Here is a 16,551-nt window from a genome sequence, read left to right on the forward strand (position 1 = left end):
CCATGAGGGAAGCTGACCTCGACACTCTGGACGACCGTGCCGTGGTCCTGGCGCTCGAAGAGATCTCGTACGCCCTGGCGGCACGGCATCCGGACGGTCCCCGGGATCAGTTCGAGGCGTGGGACGTGCTGGAGGCGGTCTGTGCGGCGGCCGGTGAACTGGGCCCCACGCGCAGGGAACTGGCGTCACCGGAGACCGCGCGCCGGGTCCTCTCCGCGCTCGCGGAGGACGAGCGCAGCGCCGATCTGGTCGGTCCCGTCCTCGCCGATCCGCCCGCCGACGACCAGATGGCGCTGGAGAATCTGACCGACGACCTGATCGTGCTGGGCGCGGTGGTCGGCTGGCTCCGGCTCCGGGTCGGTGTCTCGTTCAAGCGGAAGGACGGCAGGAACACGGTCTCCTTCGAGGTGGAACAGAAGCCGGCCTCCGACCGGGTCCTCCAGTCGCTGGCCCGCGCCGTCCTGGAATTCATCCAGCAGCGCCAGCCCTGACGACCGGCTTCCGGACCGCGGTCAGGCCCCGGCGGCCAGGTCGGCGTACGGCGGCGGCAGCGGCATGCCGAAGCGCCGGTGCAGTGCCAGCACATCGCGGATGTCGTTGTCGTCGATGGCGTAGCCGGTGTGCGACTGCACCTGGAACTCGGCGGTCCCGCAGGCCACCGTCCGGCCCAGGACCGTACCGCTTCCGTCGAGGGAACCCACGGGATAGGCAAGGCCGTTGGGGCCGTGGACGAGGTTGCCCCGTTCGTCGGGAAGGGTCGTGGAGAGGTCCACGAGGTGGACGTCGACCCGCCGGTCCGCCGTGTCGCTCAGCACCCAGTTGAAGGGGCCGCCGTCGTGCCAGAGCGTGAAGGAGGCGTTCGCCATGACGTCGGTGTACCGGTCCCGGTCGGAGTGCCGGACCACGATGTCGAGATCGTCGTGTGCGCGGGTCTGCCTGCCGAGCAGGGCGTCCACGCCCCAGCCCCCGTCGAGCCACACGTCCACCCCGGCGTTGCCGAGAAGGTCGAGGATGTCCAGCACGTCTTCGGCGCTCATCATGATGCTCATGATCACAGGAAACCGACGACAGCGACCACCCCCGTGAGCCGCTGCCGCCGCGCTCCCCGTGCGTTCCGGCCCCGTCCCCCGTCGTCCCCCGACGACTCCCGATGTCCCCCGTCGTCGCCGACGTGCCGGAACACGTTCGGACCTTAGGGCGTCGGGCGGTGGAGCGGCAGGTTCATTTCGCCCTGTGTGGCGCGGCGGGGGTATCAGTCCGCACAATCAAACCGGTACGCTGCACTCCGGTTTCAGGCCGAACGGATGGTTTCCGGCCAGTCGCGAGCTCGCGGGCCGGGCGCGGCGAACCGAGCGGCACCACCGGAATCGGGACGATCAGCGAGAAGAGGACCCTGTTGCGCGCGCGGGAACGGGCCGACGACGTACTGCGGATGCACCGGCTGGTGCGCACCGGCGGCACGCCCGAGCTGCTGCGCTGGCTGTCGGGACGCGCGGGCGGCTGGGCCGGTCTCGTCGACGGCGACGGCACCGTACTGCACGCGGCATCCGCCGCCCCGGCCCCGCACCTCCCGGCCCCCGACGCCCCCGACGCCGCCGAGCTGGCGGCCGAGGGCGCACGGGCCCTGACGGCACGCGGCGCCCAGGCGCACTCCCTCGATTCGGCCACGCACACCGCGCTGCTGTTCCCGCTCGACGCACCGCCCGCCCCGGCGCTGGCCGTCGTCGTCCCCCGGCCCGTGCCCGCCGGGCTCACCGCCCTGCTGGCCGACGCGCTGGCGCCGGTGGCCCTGTGCTGGCGGGCCGAGACGGTCGAACGCAAGCGGCGCCGGGTCGACCTCGCGGAGTCGCGGGGCCGGGAGGCGGTGCTGCACCTGCTGATGACGGGCCAGCTGTCCATCGCCCACCAGGTGGCCGGCGCGCTGCGCCCCAGGCTCCCCGACCCGGTGCGGGTGTGCGTCGTGGAGTGTGCGGGCGGGCAGCGCGACGAGGTGGCGCGGGTCTGCGCGGAGGCGGACGGCGGCCGCTCCTGGATCGTGCGGTGTCCCGTCTACGCCAGCCACCTCATCCTCGTCATGCCCGCGGGAGGGAAGGGGGACGAACCGCTCGACGAGAACGTCGCCGCTCTCGTGGCCGACTGCGTCGTGGGTGTCAGCGAACAGCTGCCGCTCCCGGACACCGCGACCGGATACCGCCAGGCCTTCCACGCCCTCGCCGTCGCCCGTGGGCTCCCCGGCCGGCACGCCAGGTTCGGGGCCTCGCCGGAACCGGCACTCGTCGTCGGCCGGGCCGGCGCGCTGTGGGCCGACGCCTTGCTCGCCCCGCTCCTGCACCACCTGCCACGCCGCTCGCAGGACCCGGGAAGCCAGGAACTGGCGGCCACCGCCGCGTCCTGGCTGTCCTTCTCGACCCACGCCACGGAGCACCTGAAGGTCCACCGCAACACCCTGGCCGCCCGGCTCAAGCTCATCGGCGAACTGCTCGGCCTCGACCTGGGCACCCTCGCCGACCAGGCCGCCCTGGACCTGGCCCTCCGCATCCGGGCCACCCCGGCCCCCCACCGGGCGGCCGCCGGGACGGCGCCGGGCGGGGAAACAGCAGAAACGGCGGGAACGACAGGAACAAAAGGAACAACAGGGGCGACAGGAACAGCGGGAACGGCAGAGGCGGCGCACGACCTCGAAGAGATCCTGCGCCGCCCCGCCGTCCGCGCCTGGGCAACCCAGCAACTGCGCCCCCTGGACACGGTGGACACACCCGCCCCGGACACCGCCCGTGCCACCCTGCGCACCTGGCTGGACCGCGAGGCCCAGCTCGGCCCGACCGCCGCCGCGCTCGGCATCTCCGTACCCGGGGCCCGCAAACGCCTGGCCCGGCTCGAAACCGTGCTCCGGCGCTCGCTGCTCCAGGCCCCGAGCGCCCGCTACGACCTGTGGCTGGCGTTCAGGGCACTGGAGCTCGAACCGGCGCCGGAGGCCGCTACTTCGTGAAGATGAAGTACTTCCAGGCGCCGTGGGTCGTCGAGTTCACGCTGTCACCCGAGGAACCGTTCACGTACGAGGCGCGTACCCGCATCTTGTAGCCGGTCTCGTGGGTACCGGTGAGCGTCACGATCGACTTCCCGTTGGTGCCCAGCTTGAAGTACTGCTGGCCCGCGTCGTACCACTTGCCCTGGTAGTAGAGCTCCAGGGACAGCTTGTGCGAGCGGCCCTTGTAGTAGCTCATGGTGTTCGTGAAGACCGGGTTCTTCTTCTTGTGGAAGTACGCGTACGACGTCTTGCCGATCTTCGCCGTCTTGTACTGCTTGGAGAGGGAGGTCGAGACCTTCACCTTCGCGTACGCGGTCGACCTGACCGACTTCGACGCGCTCCGGGCATCCCCGGCGAACACGGCGGTGACCGTCGTGTCGCGCTTCATGTCGACCGTGACGGACAGGTTCCCCTTGGAGTTGACCTTGCCCTTCTTGGCCAGCTTCTTCGGCTTGTCCGAGCCGAAGGGGTCCACCCACAGCTCGACGACGCGGTTCTTGTACGTCTTGCCGAGGTGCGCCGTGAACGAGACGTCCTTGCCGTACGAGTAGACGTCCTTGTTCCGGTTCAGCGTCAGCGAGGTCGCGGCGCGGGAGACGGCGACCGAGTCGGCCCCGGAGGCGGCGGAGTGCGTCGCGTCGCCCGCGTAGGCGACCCGGTACGTCACCGTGCCGCCGGCGGGCGGGGTGTCGGTGAACGAGAACGTGCCGTTCGACGCCAGAGACACCGAGCCGAGCGACTTGCCCTTCGGTGAGTCGACGTCGGTGCGCACGACGGAGACCTTGGTGCCCGCCGGGAACGCCGCCCCGGACGCGGCCTTGCCGGTCACCGTGAGCTTCTTGGCGCGGGTCGCCTTGGACGGCGCGTTCACCGTGAGGCTCACCGCCGACTTGGTCGGGTCGGTCAGCACCCGCAGGGCGTAGACGTCGCTGTACACGTTGGTCGTGACGGCGAAGACCCGGCTGCGGTCCGGCGCCCAGGCGAGACCCGCCTCATGGAGGTCGTTGGTCGCCGTGATGCTGCCGGTCGAGTACGGGATGTCGTAGGTGCGCAGCGGCTTTGCGGCGCCCTGCTTGTAGACGAAGACGTCGGGGGACGACTGGGTCGTCCCGGCGGCCACCATGCCGTCCGGCGCGACGGCCACCGCCGCGCCGTGACTGCCGGTGTTGTACGCGCCCACCCGGGACAGGTCCGAGGTCGAGTACGCCTGCGCCTGGTACGGGGACCCGCCGCCCGTCACCAGCAGCTGCTTGCCGTCCGGTGTGACGTCGAAGTCGGACAGGTAGGACTGGTACTCGCCGCCGGAGCTGTCGGGGCCGTAGGCCACGCGCTGGGGCGTCCCCTCCGCCACGTCGTACACCGCGAGCGTGATGAAGCTGCTGCCCTCCTGGGCGGCGGCCAGCACGTTGGGTGCGGCGGGGTCGGAGGCCAGCCTCGGGGCCGAGTACCAGCTGTTCCCCCCGCCCTCGGGAAGCGTCACGGTGGCTTCCGGAACAGTCAGGTCGATCGAACCGATCTGGCCCCGGTAGGCGACGTCCAGGGCGTTGAAGCCGAACCAGAGCTTGCCGCCCGCGAGAGCCGGATACTTCGGCTCGATGCCCTTGCCGAGCGCGTACCGCTTGCTCTCGGTGAGGGAGGCGGTGTCGATCGCGGCGATCGATCCGTCGCCGGGCACCGCCGCGTACACGGTGCCGGAGTCCTTGGACAGTTCGAGTCCGAGCACGCCGGGCAGGGAGGAGATCGTGCCGACGACCTTGCCGCTGTAGTCGGTCGCGACGACCTTGCCCGACTTCGGGTCACTGATGAAGACCCGGTGGTGGACGCCGTCCACCACGATGTCGCCGCTCGATGTGATCGGCAGCGACGCACTGGAGTCGGCGGCGGCCGGGTTCGCCGCACCGCCGACCAGTACTACGGAGCTGAAGAGGACCGCGAGCGCTGTCGCGGTCGAGATTCTGCGCGTACGCACAGTGACGTATACCCCCACGGTAAGCGGGCCGCGTGGCACCCGGAGATGAGAGAGGGGTGCGGCCCGAATCGCAGGGTATGGCACGACAATGACACCCAGGGCGCAATTATGGTGACGATAGGGGAGCGAAGGGTGTCCCCCCGCTCCCCGTCGTACCGTCGCGGCCGTTGCCGGTGTCGCGGGTGTCGCGGGTGTCGCGGGTGTCGAGGGCGTCGAGGGTGTTGCGGGCGTTGCTGGTGTCGCGGACGTTGCTGGAAAGGACGCCGCTACTACTGCTGGTGGTCGCCGCCGAGGAGGGTTCCCGAGATCGAGGGCAGCCCGAGCTGCGCCGTCCCGAACGAGACCGACGACGTGAACACCGGCTTCGTCGCCCCTCCCGGGAGCACCCACACCGCGCCCCGGCCGTCCTCCCAGCAGGCTCCGACGGCCAGTTCGGGCCGGGCGTCACGGGTGAGGTCGGAGGCCGTGACCGTGCAGCCGAACTCGTCCCGCTCCTCGGCCCCGCCCGGAACCCCGGCGGTGTTCTGCGTGAAGCTGTAGGAGCCCGCCCCGAGTTGTCCCGTACGGAGACCGGGTACGACGACCACGGCCCCCGCCGCCTGCTTCGTGCCGATGCCCTCACCGGGCGAACCCACGACGATGTCGTCGAGCCCGTCCCGGTTCAGGTCGGCGACGGCCACGGAGGCGCCGAACCTGTCGTACCGCTCACCGCCGCCCGGCACCCCTGCCGTGTCCTGGTGGATGGTCATGGGCGCCTTGTCGTACGAGACACCCTTGGCGGACCCGAACCACACGTGCACCGCACCGCCGAGGTGGCCGAAGGGCCCCTCGACGGCATCCGGTTCGTCGGGGTCGCCGAGGACCAGATCCCCGTAGCCGTCCCCGTTGACATCCCCGATCACCGGGGTGAGGCCGTCGCCGCCCTTCATCCTGTGGGTCGACTGCAAGGGGTCGCTCAACGCGGAGTTCACGTACGCGAGTCCGCCGCTCCACCCGCCCATCCGGCCGCTGACCAGCACCCGGTCCGCCGCCCGGTCCCCGTTCAGGTCGCCGAACGTGGCGGAGCGCATCCAACCGGTCTCGTCGTGCAGCGTGGACGCACCCACCTTCCCCGCGCGGGTGAACGGGCCGGTCAGCCGCGTGGTGGTGTTGTCGTTGACGACCAGGACCGACGTGCCGTCCGGTCCCGCCCAGGCGGCCACGTCCCGGCCGGCCTGCCCGTTCTTCTCCACCCGTGCCGGCAGCGCGGCCCCGGACACCAGGCCCTGCTTGCTGCCCCACAGAACGGTGGCCGATCCCGCCGACGTCGCGGAACCGATGCTCTCGCCCGGCGCCCCCACCACCAGGTCGGCGAACCCGTCCCGGTCCAGGTCGGCCAGCGACGCGGACGCGCCGAACATGTCTCCCGCCTCGGCGGCCCCCGGCACCCCCGGCGAACTCTGGCTGATCACCGCCCGCTTGGCGGCGGAAACGCCCTTGGCCGAGCCGTAGAGGACGACGACGGACCCGGCGTAGTCGAGGCCCTTCACGGCGGCCCCGGGCGCGGGGACGACGAGGTCCCGGTACCCGTCCCCGTTGATGTCCTGCGGTACGGGCATCGGCGCCGCGTGAACCGTCCCCCCGGACAGCCCGGCCGCGACGGCGGTCATCGCGGCCAGCGCGGCGATACGTCTGGTACGTGAAGCGTGTCCAGCCATGGTGTTTGTTGCCCCCACCCCTGAGAGATCCAGTGTTGTGAGGGCATTCAGCCACGAACGATCACGCTCCCGCAATCGGGAAGCGGAGGGCGATTCGCTCAGTTCGCCCAGGTGAGAAACGCCGACCAGGCGTCGGGGGCGACGGTGAACGTGGGGCCCTCGTGGACCTTGGAGTCCCGGACGTGGACGGCGTGGGGGCAGGTGGCCACCTCGACGCACTCGCCTCCGCTGCCGCTGCTGTAGGAGGACGTGCGCCAGTCGTAGGCGACTTCGACGCACTCGCCTCCGCTGGATCCGCTGTAGCTGGACGTGAACCACCGAAGGGTGTCGCTCATTCCTCTACTCCTGCCAACCGCATGATGAGGTCCAGCGATTCACGAGGACCCAGGGCCTGTGATCGGATCTTCGCATAACGCTGGGCGTATGTACTTACCTTTGCCGGGTCGCTGATCAGCAGACTCTCGTCCTGGGGCTCCAGGTAAACGAGGTGCTGGTGCTCCGGTGTTTCCACCAGGGTCATCTCGCCGCGATCACCCGCGTACTCCCCGAACGTCCCGGCGTTCAGCGGCAGCACGTAGAGCGTGACGTTGCGACGCTGTGCGCACTCCACCAGGTACCGCATCTGTTCGCGCATGATCATCTCGTTGCCGATGACCCGGGTGAGCACGGACTCTTCGAGGATCAGCTCGATCATCGGCATCGGGTCCCGGTCGAACAGCTCCTTGCGGATGACGCGGCCCTTCACCAGTTGCTCCACCCGCTGCTCGGGCAGCGGCGGGAAGCTGCCGCCGATCAGTGCCCTCGCGTATTCCTCCGTCTGGAACAGGCCGTGCACGACCTGCATCGAGCACAAGTGGAGGCTTACGGCTGTCTGCTCCAGTGGCGCGTAGTTCTTGAACTGCGGCGGGTACGCCTCCATCCGCATGTACTGCCGCGCCTGCTCGAAGGTGCCCATGCCGTCCCCGACCACCTCCTCCAGCTTCATCAGCAGATGGTCGCTCGCGGGCTGGGCACAGGTTTCCATCGCGCTGATCGCCGCCGCCGAGTAGCCGGTCTGCTTGCCCAGTTGCTCCTGGGTCAGGCCCTTTCGGACACGCGCCATTCTGGCGAGATCGGCCACCAGCCTGACCGTTGGACTGGCCGATTCCCTGTTCTGCGCACTCGCCATGTCGATCTCTTTCCGACTCAACCGAACTCAACCGGTCACTACTCGATGATGCGGAACTCAACTAAAACTCGGGCGAGTTCGCGCAGGTCAACGGGTGTGCGACGCCCCTCGCCAGTTGTGGAAAACGCTAGGTGATCGGCGTCACAATCGTCTCGTGAATGCACCGAATCGTGGGCTGAACATTGAGTGGATCCCGGACTCCGGCTTCCAGCTCCGCAAAGCGGGCGTGCAATTCGACGCCGTCCGTGTCGACGGCGACGACGGGAGGCGGCTGGCCGACCTGATGGAGGCCATCGTCGGGGGCGAGCCGGGGCCGGTCGTCACCGAGGCGAACGGGCGGCGGGCGGTGTACTTCCTCGTTCCGGCCGGTACGACGGTGAGACGGGCGTGGCCGAAGGGTGTGCTGCCCTTCAACGCGGCGGCCGGGTCCATCAGCTACGTACCCGTCCCGGCGCTGCTCGGCCGGACCTGGCCGATCTCGTGGCGGTACCCGCCGACGTACCCCGGCAGGTTCGTCCACACGCTGATCCTGTTGAACGCCGCGTGCCTGCTGCTCGGGTAGTGGCGGGAAGCGCGGGAGGCGCGGGAAGCGTGCGGCGGGTGATGGCGGTGGGCCGCGCTCAGTCGATCAGGTTGCTGAGGCTGATGTAGAGCACCGGGTACTGGCCGTTGTCCGTGACGCCGATGCACAGGTCTCGCCGGTCCAGGAGCCAGCCGTTGGGGCGGCAGGTCTCGTGGGGGCGGTTCAGGCGGCGGATGATCTCCTGGCGGGACAGGTTGTCCTTGCTGCCGATCCGCACCGTGCGGTAGCAGCCGCCGGACCCGCAGCCGGTGCCCTGTGACTCGATGGTGAGGCCGGCGGGCAGTGGGGGGACCGCGTCGGCGGGCGGGGCGTCGGAACCCTCGCTGTTGAGTACGACGTACAGCAGGGAGGCCACCAGGACGAGGGCGAACTGCATGCCCAGGAAGCCGATGGCGCCGTTGCGCCGGGGGATCCAGTCCGCCGGGCCGGGGCCCTTCTCGCCGTGCTCCAGGATCGCGCCGAACGCGATGATGATCGGGGCGAGGACCGTGTGGATGAGGTGGGCGTCGGCCCTGGGTATGTCCAGCCAGGACTGCTGGGCGGCGACCAGCAGGCACGCCTCGGCCAGCAGGAACCCGCCCACGGTCAGGCCGACGCCACGGCTGCGGGAGAGCATCCTCCAGACGACCAGGGGCGCGGCGGCGAAGAGAATCCCCAGGACGGACCACATGTGACGCATGCCCCCCACAAGACGACAACGGCAGCACGACGGGGGACGTCGTACTGCCGCTGTCCGGTTCCGAGGAGGAAGAGTGGTGACTACTTGGTGGGGACGTAGTCGAAGTTCGGCGTCAGGGTGCCGAAGAGCGAGCCGACACGCGGTGCTTCGCCGCCGGTCACGGAGGCGAAGATGCTCGACGCCTCTTCCGTCATGTAGAACGGCGCCTGCTTGATGCGGAAGCCGGTGAGGCTGGGACGGGCCCCGGCCATCACCTCCACATAGGTGGACTCCGCGATCGTGACCTCGTCGTCGAACGGCACGCCGTCGACCAGGACGCCCGCCGAGTAGGCCGGGGTCGGCATCACGCGGATGTAGGTCGGCTTGAGGGTGATGGTCTTGCCGGAGGCCGCGTGGCGGAAGTTCAGGCCGCCCGGGTAGAAGATCCGGCCCTGGGAGTCGAGGCCGTCACCCGCGGTCGAGCCGATCGGCATGGAGAAGCCGCGGGCGTCCTTGTCCATGGCGAACGGGCCGATGGCATCCAGCGTGATGCCCTCGCGCTTCATCCAGTCGATGGCCTCGTCGCTCAGGGCGACCTGCGCGTCGCCCCACGGGGAGATGTACGCGCCCGGGAACGGTGCCGCGACGGCGGTCCTGGGGGCGGCCGCGGCCTGCTGCGGGGCGGAGGCTCCGGCGGAGGTCATCCCCAGCGGGAGTGCGAGGGCGGCCACGGCGGCGAGGACGGTGAGGCGGCGGAATCCGTGCATGGTCATTGACCTTCTTCTGTGTGTGGGGGGAAGGGGCGGAGCCGGAGATCCGGTCCGCGGTGCGCCCAACAGGGTGGGGGGCAGGCCGAGTTCGTCGGAGGTCGGCGAGACCGAGGAACGCCCGGCCTCCTGTTGGGGCAGGTCCATCCATGCATAGTCGAGCCGAAGATCAAACCGCGGCTCACCCCATAGACGGAAAACTGCACGCGACTGGGTGCCTTGGGGGTGAGAAGGTCGCGTGGAGACCGGCGAAACGATCACCCTGGTGCGGCTCGACTCCCCCCACACCCAGCACTGGAGATCCGCATGTCCGGACCGGACGAAGCTCCCGGATTCAACAGACTTCCGCGTCCTGAGCCGCGCTTCTCGCGCCGCAGGCTCTGCGCGCTCGCCGCCTCCGTCGCCGCCCTGGCGGCCGCGTCCGTCGCGGGCCCGCTCACCGGGACCGGGGAGGCGGGCGGCCACATCGACGCACCGTCGTCCGTGTCCGACGCCCCGGCGGACATCACCGACGTCTATGCCTTCACCAGCCCCGACGACACCGACATGGTGACCCTGATCGCCAATGTCCGGCCGTTCCAGGTGCCGGGGACCGCCGCGAACGCCCTGGTGGACTTCCCGTTCGCCACCGGGGCGCGGTACGAGATCCACACGGACGCCGACGGGGACGGGGCGCCGGACGCCACGTACCGCTGGACGTTCCGCGACGAGGACCGCCGGCCGTTCGGGATGGGTCCGAAGGTCGGCCCGCTACCGGTGACCTCGCTGGAGGACCGTTCGCTGGGGGTCCGGCAGAAGTACACGCTGGAGAAGGTCGCGGCGGACGGCACGAGCAGGACACTGCTGCGCGACGCCATCGCCTCGCCCACCAACACCGGCCGTGTGCTGATGCCCGACTACGGCAGGCTGCGCGCCCAGGCGACCCGTGATCTGCCGGGCGGCGGCCGTACGGTCGCCACCCAGGCGGCGGACTCGTTCAAGGCGGACACCCAGGTGTTCGGGCTGTTCACCGTCGGCACCTCGGGCCCGGTGCCCGGCTGGCTGCCCGACGCCCAGCCGCTGTCGGCGCTCAATGTGAACAGCCTGGTGCTCCAGGTGCCCAAGAGCGAGGTGGCGCTGAACGGCGACGCCGAGCGCAACCCGGTCATCGGCGTCTGGTCGACCGTCTCGCGCCAGGGCGCCGACCTCGGCAGCGGTCTGGCCGCCCAGGCGCCCTCGTACCGGCAGGTCTCCCGCAACGGCACCCCGCACCTCGCGTTCGCGGTCTACGGCTCGACGATCGGCCTGTCGAAGCCCGGCGGGCCCGAGGACCGGTTCCAGGCCCGTGCCCCGAAGGACGATCACCTGGACGACGCCTTCGTCGCCGCGATGCTCGACCCGGCGCCGCCGCACCGGATCGAGGCGGCGCAGGGGCGCAAGGCTCCGGCCACCCCGCGCCGTGACATCCAGGCGCTCTTCATGAAGGGGATCGCCAAGGGCAACGGTTCGCTGTTCGGGTTCGACCTCAACAGCCATGCCCTGAACGGCGATGCGGACGCCTCGCGCATCGTGCTCGCCGAGCAGCTCCGCCTCAACCTCACCACGCCCGTCACCGCCGATCCCCAGGCACACGGGGTCCTCGACGGTGACCTCCAGGGCTTCCCCAACGGCCGCCGTCTGAACGACAACATCGACGGACCGCTGATCCGCATGCTGGAGGGCGAACCGGCGGGCCCGTCCGCACGCGGTCTGCTGCCGGACCCGATCGTGCGCCTCGAACCCGCCGACGCGCGGGCGACGTTCCCCTACGTCAACCTCCCGCACGCGGGCCCGTGAGGGGTCTGATCACCGGGGCGGCCGGCGCCGTGGCCGTGACCGGCTGTGTGGCGGGCCTCCTGTACCTGGGGCCCGGCACCGGCCGGCCCTCGGCGGACGCCCCGGCCGCCGCCCCGCCCGCCGCGACCGCTGCGGCGGGCGGGGCGGGGGGAGCCGGGGGCGCGGGTGGCGCGGTCGAGGCCGCACGCGAGCGCACGCGGGCGTACCCCGACGACCCCACCGTCTGGGCCGCCCTCGGCCACGCCGAGATCGAGGCGGCCCGCACCACGCTGGACGCGGCGCGGCTGGACGCGGCCGGGAGGGCCCTGCGCCGTTCGCTGGACCTCGACGGCACGGACAACTACGCCGCGCTCACCGGACAGGGGCTGCTGGCCAACGCCCGGCACGAGTTCACCGAGGGGCGCGCACACGCGCTGAGGGCCACCGGGATGGCCCCGGACCGGCCCGACGGGTACGCGATCCTGGCCGACGCGGAGATCCAGCTCGGCCACTACCCGGCGGCCCGCACCGCCGTGCAGCGGATGCTGGACCTCGCCCCGGCCTCGGCGGCGTACAGCAGGGCCGCCTACGACCTGGAGACGAACGGCCGTCCCGAGGACGCCGCCATCGCTCTCCAACGGGCCGTGGACAGCTCCGCCACGCGTGACGAACGGGCCTTCGCGGAAGCCCGGCTGGGCGACCTCGCCTGGTCCCGGGGCGCGGTCGGCCGGGCGGAGAAGCACTACCGGCGTGCCCTGGACGCCGTACCCGGCCACCCCTACGCGCAGGCCGGCACGGCCAGGGTGCTCGCCGCACGCGGGCGGACGGACGAGGCGATGGCCGCGTACGAACGGCTGCTGGACCGGACCCCGCTGCCGCAGTTCCTCCTGGAAGCCGTGGAGTTGAGGCGTTCGGCGGACGGCGGCAGAGAAGGCAGTGGCAGCGGCAGTGAGAGCGGCAGTGACAGCGGCAGTGACAGCGGCAGTGGTGGGGAGCGGGCCGCGCTGGACGCGCAGGTACGGCTGTCGCGGGCGGACGGCGGACCCGTCGATCCGCACGTCGCGCTGTACGCGGCCGACCACGGTGACCCGGCCGTCGCGGTGGAGCTGATGCGCCGCGAGTGGAAGCACACCCGCGGTGTGATCGCCGCCGACGCGCTGGCATGGGCACTGCACCGGGACGGACGGAACGCGGAGGCGATGGAGTACGCGCGCAGGGCGTCCGCGACCGGGTGGAAGAACGCCCTGTTCCGCTACCACCTGGGAGCGATCGAGCACGCGCTCGGACTGCCCGGAGCCACCGGCCACCTGCGCGAGGCGCTGGCGCTGAACCCGCGCTTCTCCCCGTACCACGCGCCGCGCGCCGAGGAGCTGAGCCGGACATGAGCCATCCACGCCGGGCTGCGGCTGTCCTGCCCGCCGCGATCCTGCTGGCGCTCGCGGCAGCCCCTCCGGCTCTCGCACACCCCTTGGGCAACTTCAGCGTCAACCACCACGACGGGCTTCGCCTGACCCGGGACGCGATCGAGGACACGGCGGTCGTCGACAGCGCGGAGATCCCCACCGCACAGGACGCCGACGCCACGGACACCGACCACGACGGGTCCGTCTCGCGCCGCGAGGCCACCGCGCGGGCCGCCGGCCGCTGTGCGGACCTGGCCCGCCGGACCCGGGCTTCGGTGGACGGGCAGCGGCTCGACTGGCGGGTGCGGAGAGCGCACCTCACGTACGCCGACGGTGCGGCCGGTCTGTCCGTGGCGCGGCTGACCTGTGTGCTGCGGGCCGATGCGGACCTGTCGGCACCCGCAGCGATCACGTTCGCCTCGTCGGCGGACGCGTCGCGCACGGGCTGGAAGGAGATCACGGCGGTCGCGGGGGCGGGTGTGCGGGTGACGGCTTCCCCGGTGCCCGCGACCAGCCCGAGCGGCGTGCTGCGCCGCTACCCGGCGAACGGCGGCGACGAGCCCTCGGCCGTGGTGGCCGCGACGCTGCGTACGGAACCGGGGGGCGCGGGGGCGGGCGCGCCCGGTCCCGGAGCGGTCGCGGGCGGGGGCGCGGGGGCGGACGAGGCGCCGGGCGCGGGGGCGGTGGACCGGGGTGCGGTGCTCTTCCCCGCCCTGGAGAACCGGCTCACCGACCTCATGGCGGGCCGTGATCTCACCCTGCCGGTCGGTCTGCTGGCGGTGCTGCTGACTCTGCTGCTGGGTGCGGGCCACGCGGCACTCCCGGGCCACGCCAAGCTCGCGGTGGCCGCCTGTCTGGCCCGCCGGGAGGGCGGCGTACGGGCGGCGGTCGCGGTGGGCGCGACGGTGACCGTGACGCACACGGCCGGGGTGCTCGTGATGGGCCTCGCGCTGACAGCGGGCGGCGGGCTCCTGGGGGAGCAACTGCTGGGCCGGCTGGGCGCGGTGAGCGGGATGGTGCTCGCGGTGCTGGGAACGGTGCTGGTGGTGTCGGCGGTGCGGGGCGTGCGGTCGGGGGGCGGCTCGGGCCGCCTGCTGCACGGGCACCACCATCACGATCACCCTCACCCTCACCCTCACGACGGTCATCACGGGCACGGGCACGGGGGTGAGCATGCGCACGGGGGTGAGCATGCGCACGAGCACGAGCACGAGCACGATCACGGGCACCGTCACGAACAGGGTTCTGCGGGCCGTCGCAAGGGGCTTCCCGCGCTGCTCGGTGTCGGGCTCGCGGGCGGTCTGGTCCCCAGCCCCTCCGCGCTCGTCGTCCTGCTGGGCGCGATCGCGCTGAGCCGTACGTACTTCGGCGTGCTGCTGGTCGTCGCCTACGGCCTGGGCATGGCGCTCACCCTGACCTCCGCCGGGCTGCTGCTCGCCGGAGGCGGGGGCAGGCTCGCGGCGCTGGGTGAGCGGCGGCTCCCGGCGCTGCGCCGCTACACCCCGTACGGCGCGGTCCTGACGGCCGTGGCGGTTCTGGCGGTCGGCATCGGTCTGACGGCGCGCAGCCTGCTGTGAGGGGGCTCGTGGCGTGCGGGGAGGGTCACTCGGACTTCGTGTAGACGAGGCTCTCGTCGGTTCCGGCGGTCGCCCGGCGCAGGGTGCCGTCCGGGAGCAGGGTCAGATCGGTGGCCCGGCCGGGGCTGCACGAGGTCGAGGGCTCGCCCTCGGAGACGGTGGAGGGGCCGATGCGGACCTGGTCGTCGGAGGCGGGCTTTTCCGCCAGCGGGGCCTTGAACACACAGTGGTACGTACCGCCGGAGGCCAGCGGGCCGTCCGCCGTCAGGGAGAGGACGGGGTCGCCCACCCCGCCCTGCCGGATGACGAGGCGGCGGGTCGACGGTCCGGAGGCGCCGTCGATGGTGCCGGTCCAGGTGCCTATGTAGTCGCCGGGGACGTGGCCGTCGCCGTTCTTCGCGTCCGGGGAAGGGGAGTCGGCCGAGGTGGTGGCGCCGGTGCCCTTGCCGTTCATGAAGGCGTACACGGACCCGCCCGCCCCGACGGCGACGATCAGGGCGACGACCACGAGGGCGACGGTGGAACCGGCGGAGCGGCGCCGTGGCGGGGCGGGGGTCTGATACGTCGTTGCGAACGGCTGGCTGAAGGTCTGGTGGTGCACCTGCTGAGCCTGGTGGCCCGGGTGAGGCTGAGGACTCGGCTGAGGCTGAGGACTCGGGTGAGGCTGAGGATGGTGCAGGGGAGTCCGGGCCTGGTGGGTCTGGTGAGCCTGGTGAGCCTGGTGGGGCTGAGGGTGCGTCTGCTGGGCCTGGTGGGGCTGATGGTGGGGCCGGCTCTGCTGCCCGTCGGCCGTCCGCTGGTACGCCGGTGGGGTGGGTGCCCCGCCGTTCGCTCCACCCCGCGCTCCACCCTGCGCGCCGCCGTCCGCCCCGCCGTCCGCCCCGCCGTTCGCCCCTGAGGGCGGCTGCTCCGGATCCTCGGAGTCGAGCAACTCCACCGCATGGCGGCCGAGTTGGGCGATGAGCCTGCCGGGGAGCCAGGTCTCGGTCGCCTCGGACTCGCCCAGCCGCTCCAGGATCTCGTCCGTGGACGGACGCGCAGCCGGATCCTTGGCGAGGCAGTCGGCGATCACCTCGACCAGGCCAACCGGGACGCCCGTCAGGTCCGGGTCCGCGTGCGCGATGCGGAACATCAGGGCATGGACGCCACCGCTGTCGGCGGAACCGAACGGCAGGCGGCCCGTCGCCGCGTACGCGAGGACGGAGCCGAGGCAGAAGACATCGCAGGCGGTGGTCACGCGCTCGCCGCGTACCTGCTCCGGGGCCATGAAGCCCGGCGATCCCACCAGTGCGCCGGTGCGCGTGAGGCCGCCGTCGGCGACGGACTCCATGGCGCGGGCGATGCCGAAGTCGATGACCCGGGGGCCGTCGATGGTCAGCAGGACGTTGGACGGCTTGAGGTCGCGGTGGATGAGCCCGGCGCCGTGGATGTGCTGGAGGGCGTGGGCCAGACCGGACCCCAGCTGCTGGACCGAGCGTTCTGGCAGGGGGCCGTACGCCCCGGAGGCCGACACGGGCCCGCTCTGGCGGCCGGAGACGATGTGCTGGAGGGAGGGCCCGGCGACATAGCCGGTGGCGACCCATGGGACGGGGGCCTCGGTGTCGGCGTCCAGTACCGGGGCGGTCCAGGCCGCGCCCACCCGATGGGCGGCGCGGACCTCCTGGCGGAACCGGGCGCGGAACTCGGGCTGTTCGGCCAGTTCACGGCGGACGAGCTTGAGGGCGACGGTGCGGCCGCGGTCGGACCGGGCGAGAAAGACCATGCCCATGCCGCCCTCTCCCAGGCGGCCCAGGAGCCGGTACGCCCCGATCCGGTGCGGGTCGTCCGACCTCAGCTGCTCCATGGTGCGATTCCTCCCCCGTACGGCCGTGGCAGACCGTGCTTGAGAATAGCGCCGGACGCCGGTC

Annotated in this window: 14 protein-coding genes; 6 read left to right on the forward strand and 8 right to left on the reverse strand. The window is 71.8% G+C overall.

Going from position 1 to position 16,551, the window contains the following annotated elements; genetic code table 11:
* The first annotated feature begins 2 nt into the window (after positions 1 to 2).
* Positions 3 to 491 carry a hypothetical protein gene (locus OHA98_RS02450; RefSeq protein WP_266922445.1) on the forward strand — a complete coding sequence of 163 codons (489 nt, stop codon included), beginning with the start codon at positions 3 to 5 and terminating at the stop codon, positions 489 to 491.
* A gap of 21 nt (positions 492 to 512) precedes the next feature.
* Here OHA98_RS02450 and OHA98_RS02455 read toward each other — a convergent pair whose 3' ends face one another.
* Complete coding sequence (locus OHA98_RS02455) at positions 513 to 1,049, reverse strand: nucleotidyltransferase domain-containing protein (protein ID WP_266922446.1); 537 nt, start codon at positions 1,047 to 1,049, stop codon at positions 513 to 515.
* Between the two features lie 383 nt (positions 1,050 to 1,432).
* Here OHA98_RS02455 and OHA98_RS02460 point away from each other — a divergent pair, with 383 nt between their 5' ends.
* Entirely contained in the window at positions 1,433 to 2,989 is a 1,557-nt protein-coding gene (locus tag OHA98_RS02460; RefSeq protein WP_266927660.1) for a helix-turn-helix domain-containing protein, read from the forward strand.
* Here OHA98_RS02460 and OHA98_RS02465 read toward each other — a convergent pair.
* The 4 genes from OHA98_RS02465 to OHA98_RS02480 all read right to left on the reverse strand — a co-directional run bounded on the left by OHA98_RS02465 (position 2,979) and on the right by OHA98_RS02480 (position 7,862).
* Positions 2,979 to 4,997 carry a YncE family protein gene (locus OHA98_RS02465; RefSeq protein WP_266922447.1) on the reverse strand — a complete coding sequence of 673 codons (2,019 nt, stop codon included), beginning with the start codon at positions 4,995 to 4,997 and terminating at the stop codon, positions 2,979 to 2,981. The genes OHA98_RS02460 and OHA98_RS02465 overlap by 11 nt on opposite strands.
* Positions 4,998 to 5,266: 269 nt before the next feature.
* Positions 5,267 to 6,694 carry an FG-GAP repeat protein gene (locus OHA98_RS02470; protein WP_266922448.1) on the reverse strand — a complete coding sequence of 476 codons (1,428 nt, stop codon included), beginning with the start codon at positions 6,692 to 6,694 and terminating at the stop codon, positions 5,267 to 5,269.
* A gap of 98 nt (positions 6,695 to 6,792) precedes the next feature.
* A complete protein-coding gene (locus OHA98_RS02475; RefSeq protein ID WP_266922449.1) occupies positions 6,793 to 7,029 on the reverse strand; it encodes a DUF397 domain-containing protein in 237 nt (78 codons plus the stop codon).
* Positions 7,026 to 7,862 carry a helix-turn-helix transcriptional regulator gene (locus OHA98_RS02480; protein WP_266922450.1) on the reverse strand — a complete coding sequence of 279 codons (837 nt, stop codon included), beginning with the start codon at positions 7,860 to 7,862 and terminating at the stop codon, positions 7,026 to 7,028. The genes OHA98_RS02475 and OHA98_RS02480 overlap by 4 nt, the downstream gene beginning before the upstream one ends.
* 154 nt (positions 7,863 to 8,016) lie before the next feature.
* Between OHA98_RS02480 and OHA98_RS02485 the strand changes: the two genes are divergently transcribed.
* Positions 8,017 to 8,424, forward strand: coding sequence for a hypothetical protein (locus OHA98_RS02485; RefSeq protein WP_266922451.1), 408 nt, complete (start codon positions 8,017 to 8,019; stop codon positions 8,422 to 8,424).
* A gap of 58 nt (positions 8,425 to 8,482) precedes the next feature.
* On the opposite strand, the gene OHA98_RS02490 is transcribed toward OHA98_RS02485, so the two are convergent.
* Positions 8,483 to 9,124 carry a hypothetical protein gene (locus tag OHA98_RS02490; protein WP_266922452.1) on the reverse strand — a complete coding sequence of 214 codons (642 nt, stop codon included), beginning with the start codon at positions 9,122 to 9,124 and terminating at the stop codon, positions 8,483 to 8,485.
* Positions 9,125 to 9,204: 80 nt separating this feature from the next.
* Entirely contained in the window at positions 9,205 to 9,876 is a 672-nt protein-coding gene (locus OHA98_RS02495; RefSeq protein WP_266922453.1) for a hypothetical protein, read from the reverse strand.
* Between the two features lie 300 nt (positions 9,877 to 10,176).
* Between OHA98_RS02495 and OHA98_RS02500 the strand changes: the two genes are divergently transcribed.
* The 3 genes from OHA98_RS02500 to OHA98_RS02510 are packed head-to-tail and all read left to right on the forward strand — an operon-like array spanning position 10,177 to position 14,644.
* Entirely contained in the window at positions 10,177 to 11,685 is a 1,509-nt protein-coding gene (locus OHA98_RS02500; protein WP_266922454.1) for a DUF4331 domain-containing protein, read from the forward strand.
* A complete protein-coding gene (locus tag OHA98_RS02505) occupies positions 11,682 to 13,049 on the forward strand; it encodes a lipopolysaccharide assembly protein LapB (RefSeq protein WP_266922455.1) in 1,368 nt (455 codons plus the stop codon). Before OHA98_RS02500 ends, OHA98_RS02505 begins: the two co-directional genes overlap by 4 nt.
* Positions 13,046 to 14,644, forward strand: coding sequence for a nickel transporter (locus OHA98_RS02510; protein ID WP_266922456.1), 1,599 nt, complete (start codon positions 13,046 to 13,048; stop codon positions 14,642 to 14,644). Before OHA98_RS02505 ends, OHA98_RS02510 begins: the two co-directional genes overlap by 4 nt.
* 25 nt (positions 14,645 to 14,669) lie before the next feature.
* Here OHA98_RS02510 and OHA98_RS02515 read toward each other — a convergent pair whose 3' ends face one another.
* Positions 14,670 to 16,487 (reverse strand): serine/threonine-protein kinase, encoded by a 1,818-nt coding sequence (locus OHA98_RS02515; RefSeq protein ID WP_266922457.1) that lies wholly within the window; start codon positions 16,485 to 16,487, stop codon positions 14,670 to 14,672.
* Between the last annotated feature and the right edge of the window lie 64 nt (positions 16,488 to 16,551).

Origin of the sequence: Streptomyces sp. NBC_00654, assembly GCF_026341775.1 — a bacterium.
In the GTDB taxonomy this organism is placed as follows: domain Bacteria; phylum Actinomycetota; class Actinomycetes; order Streptomycetales; family Streptomycetaceae; genus Streptomyces.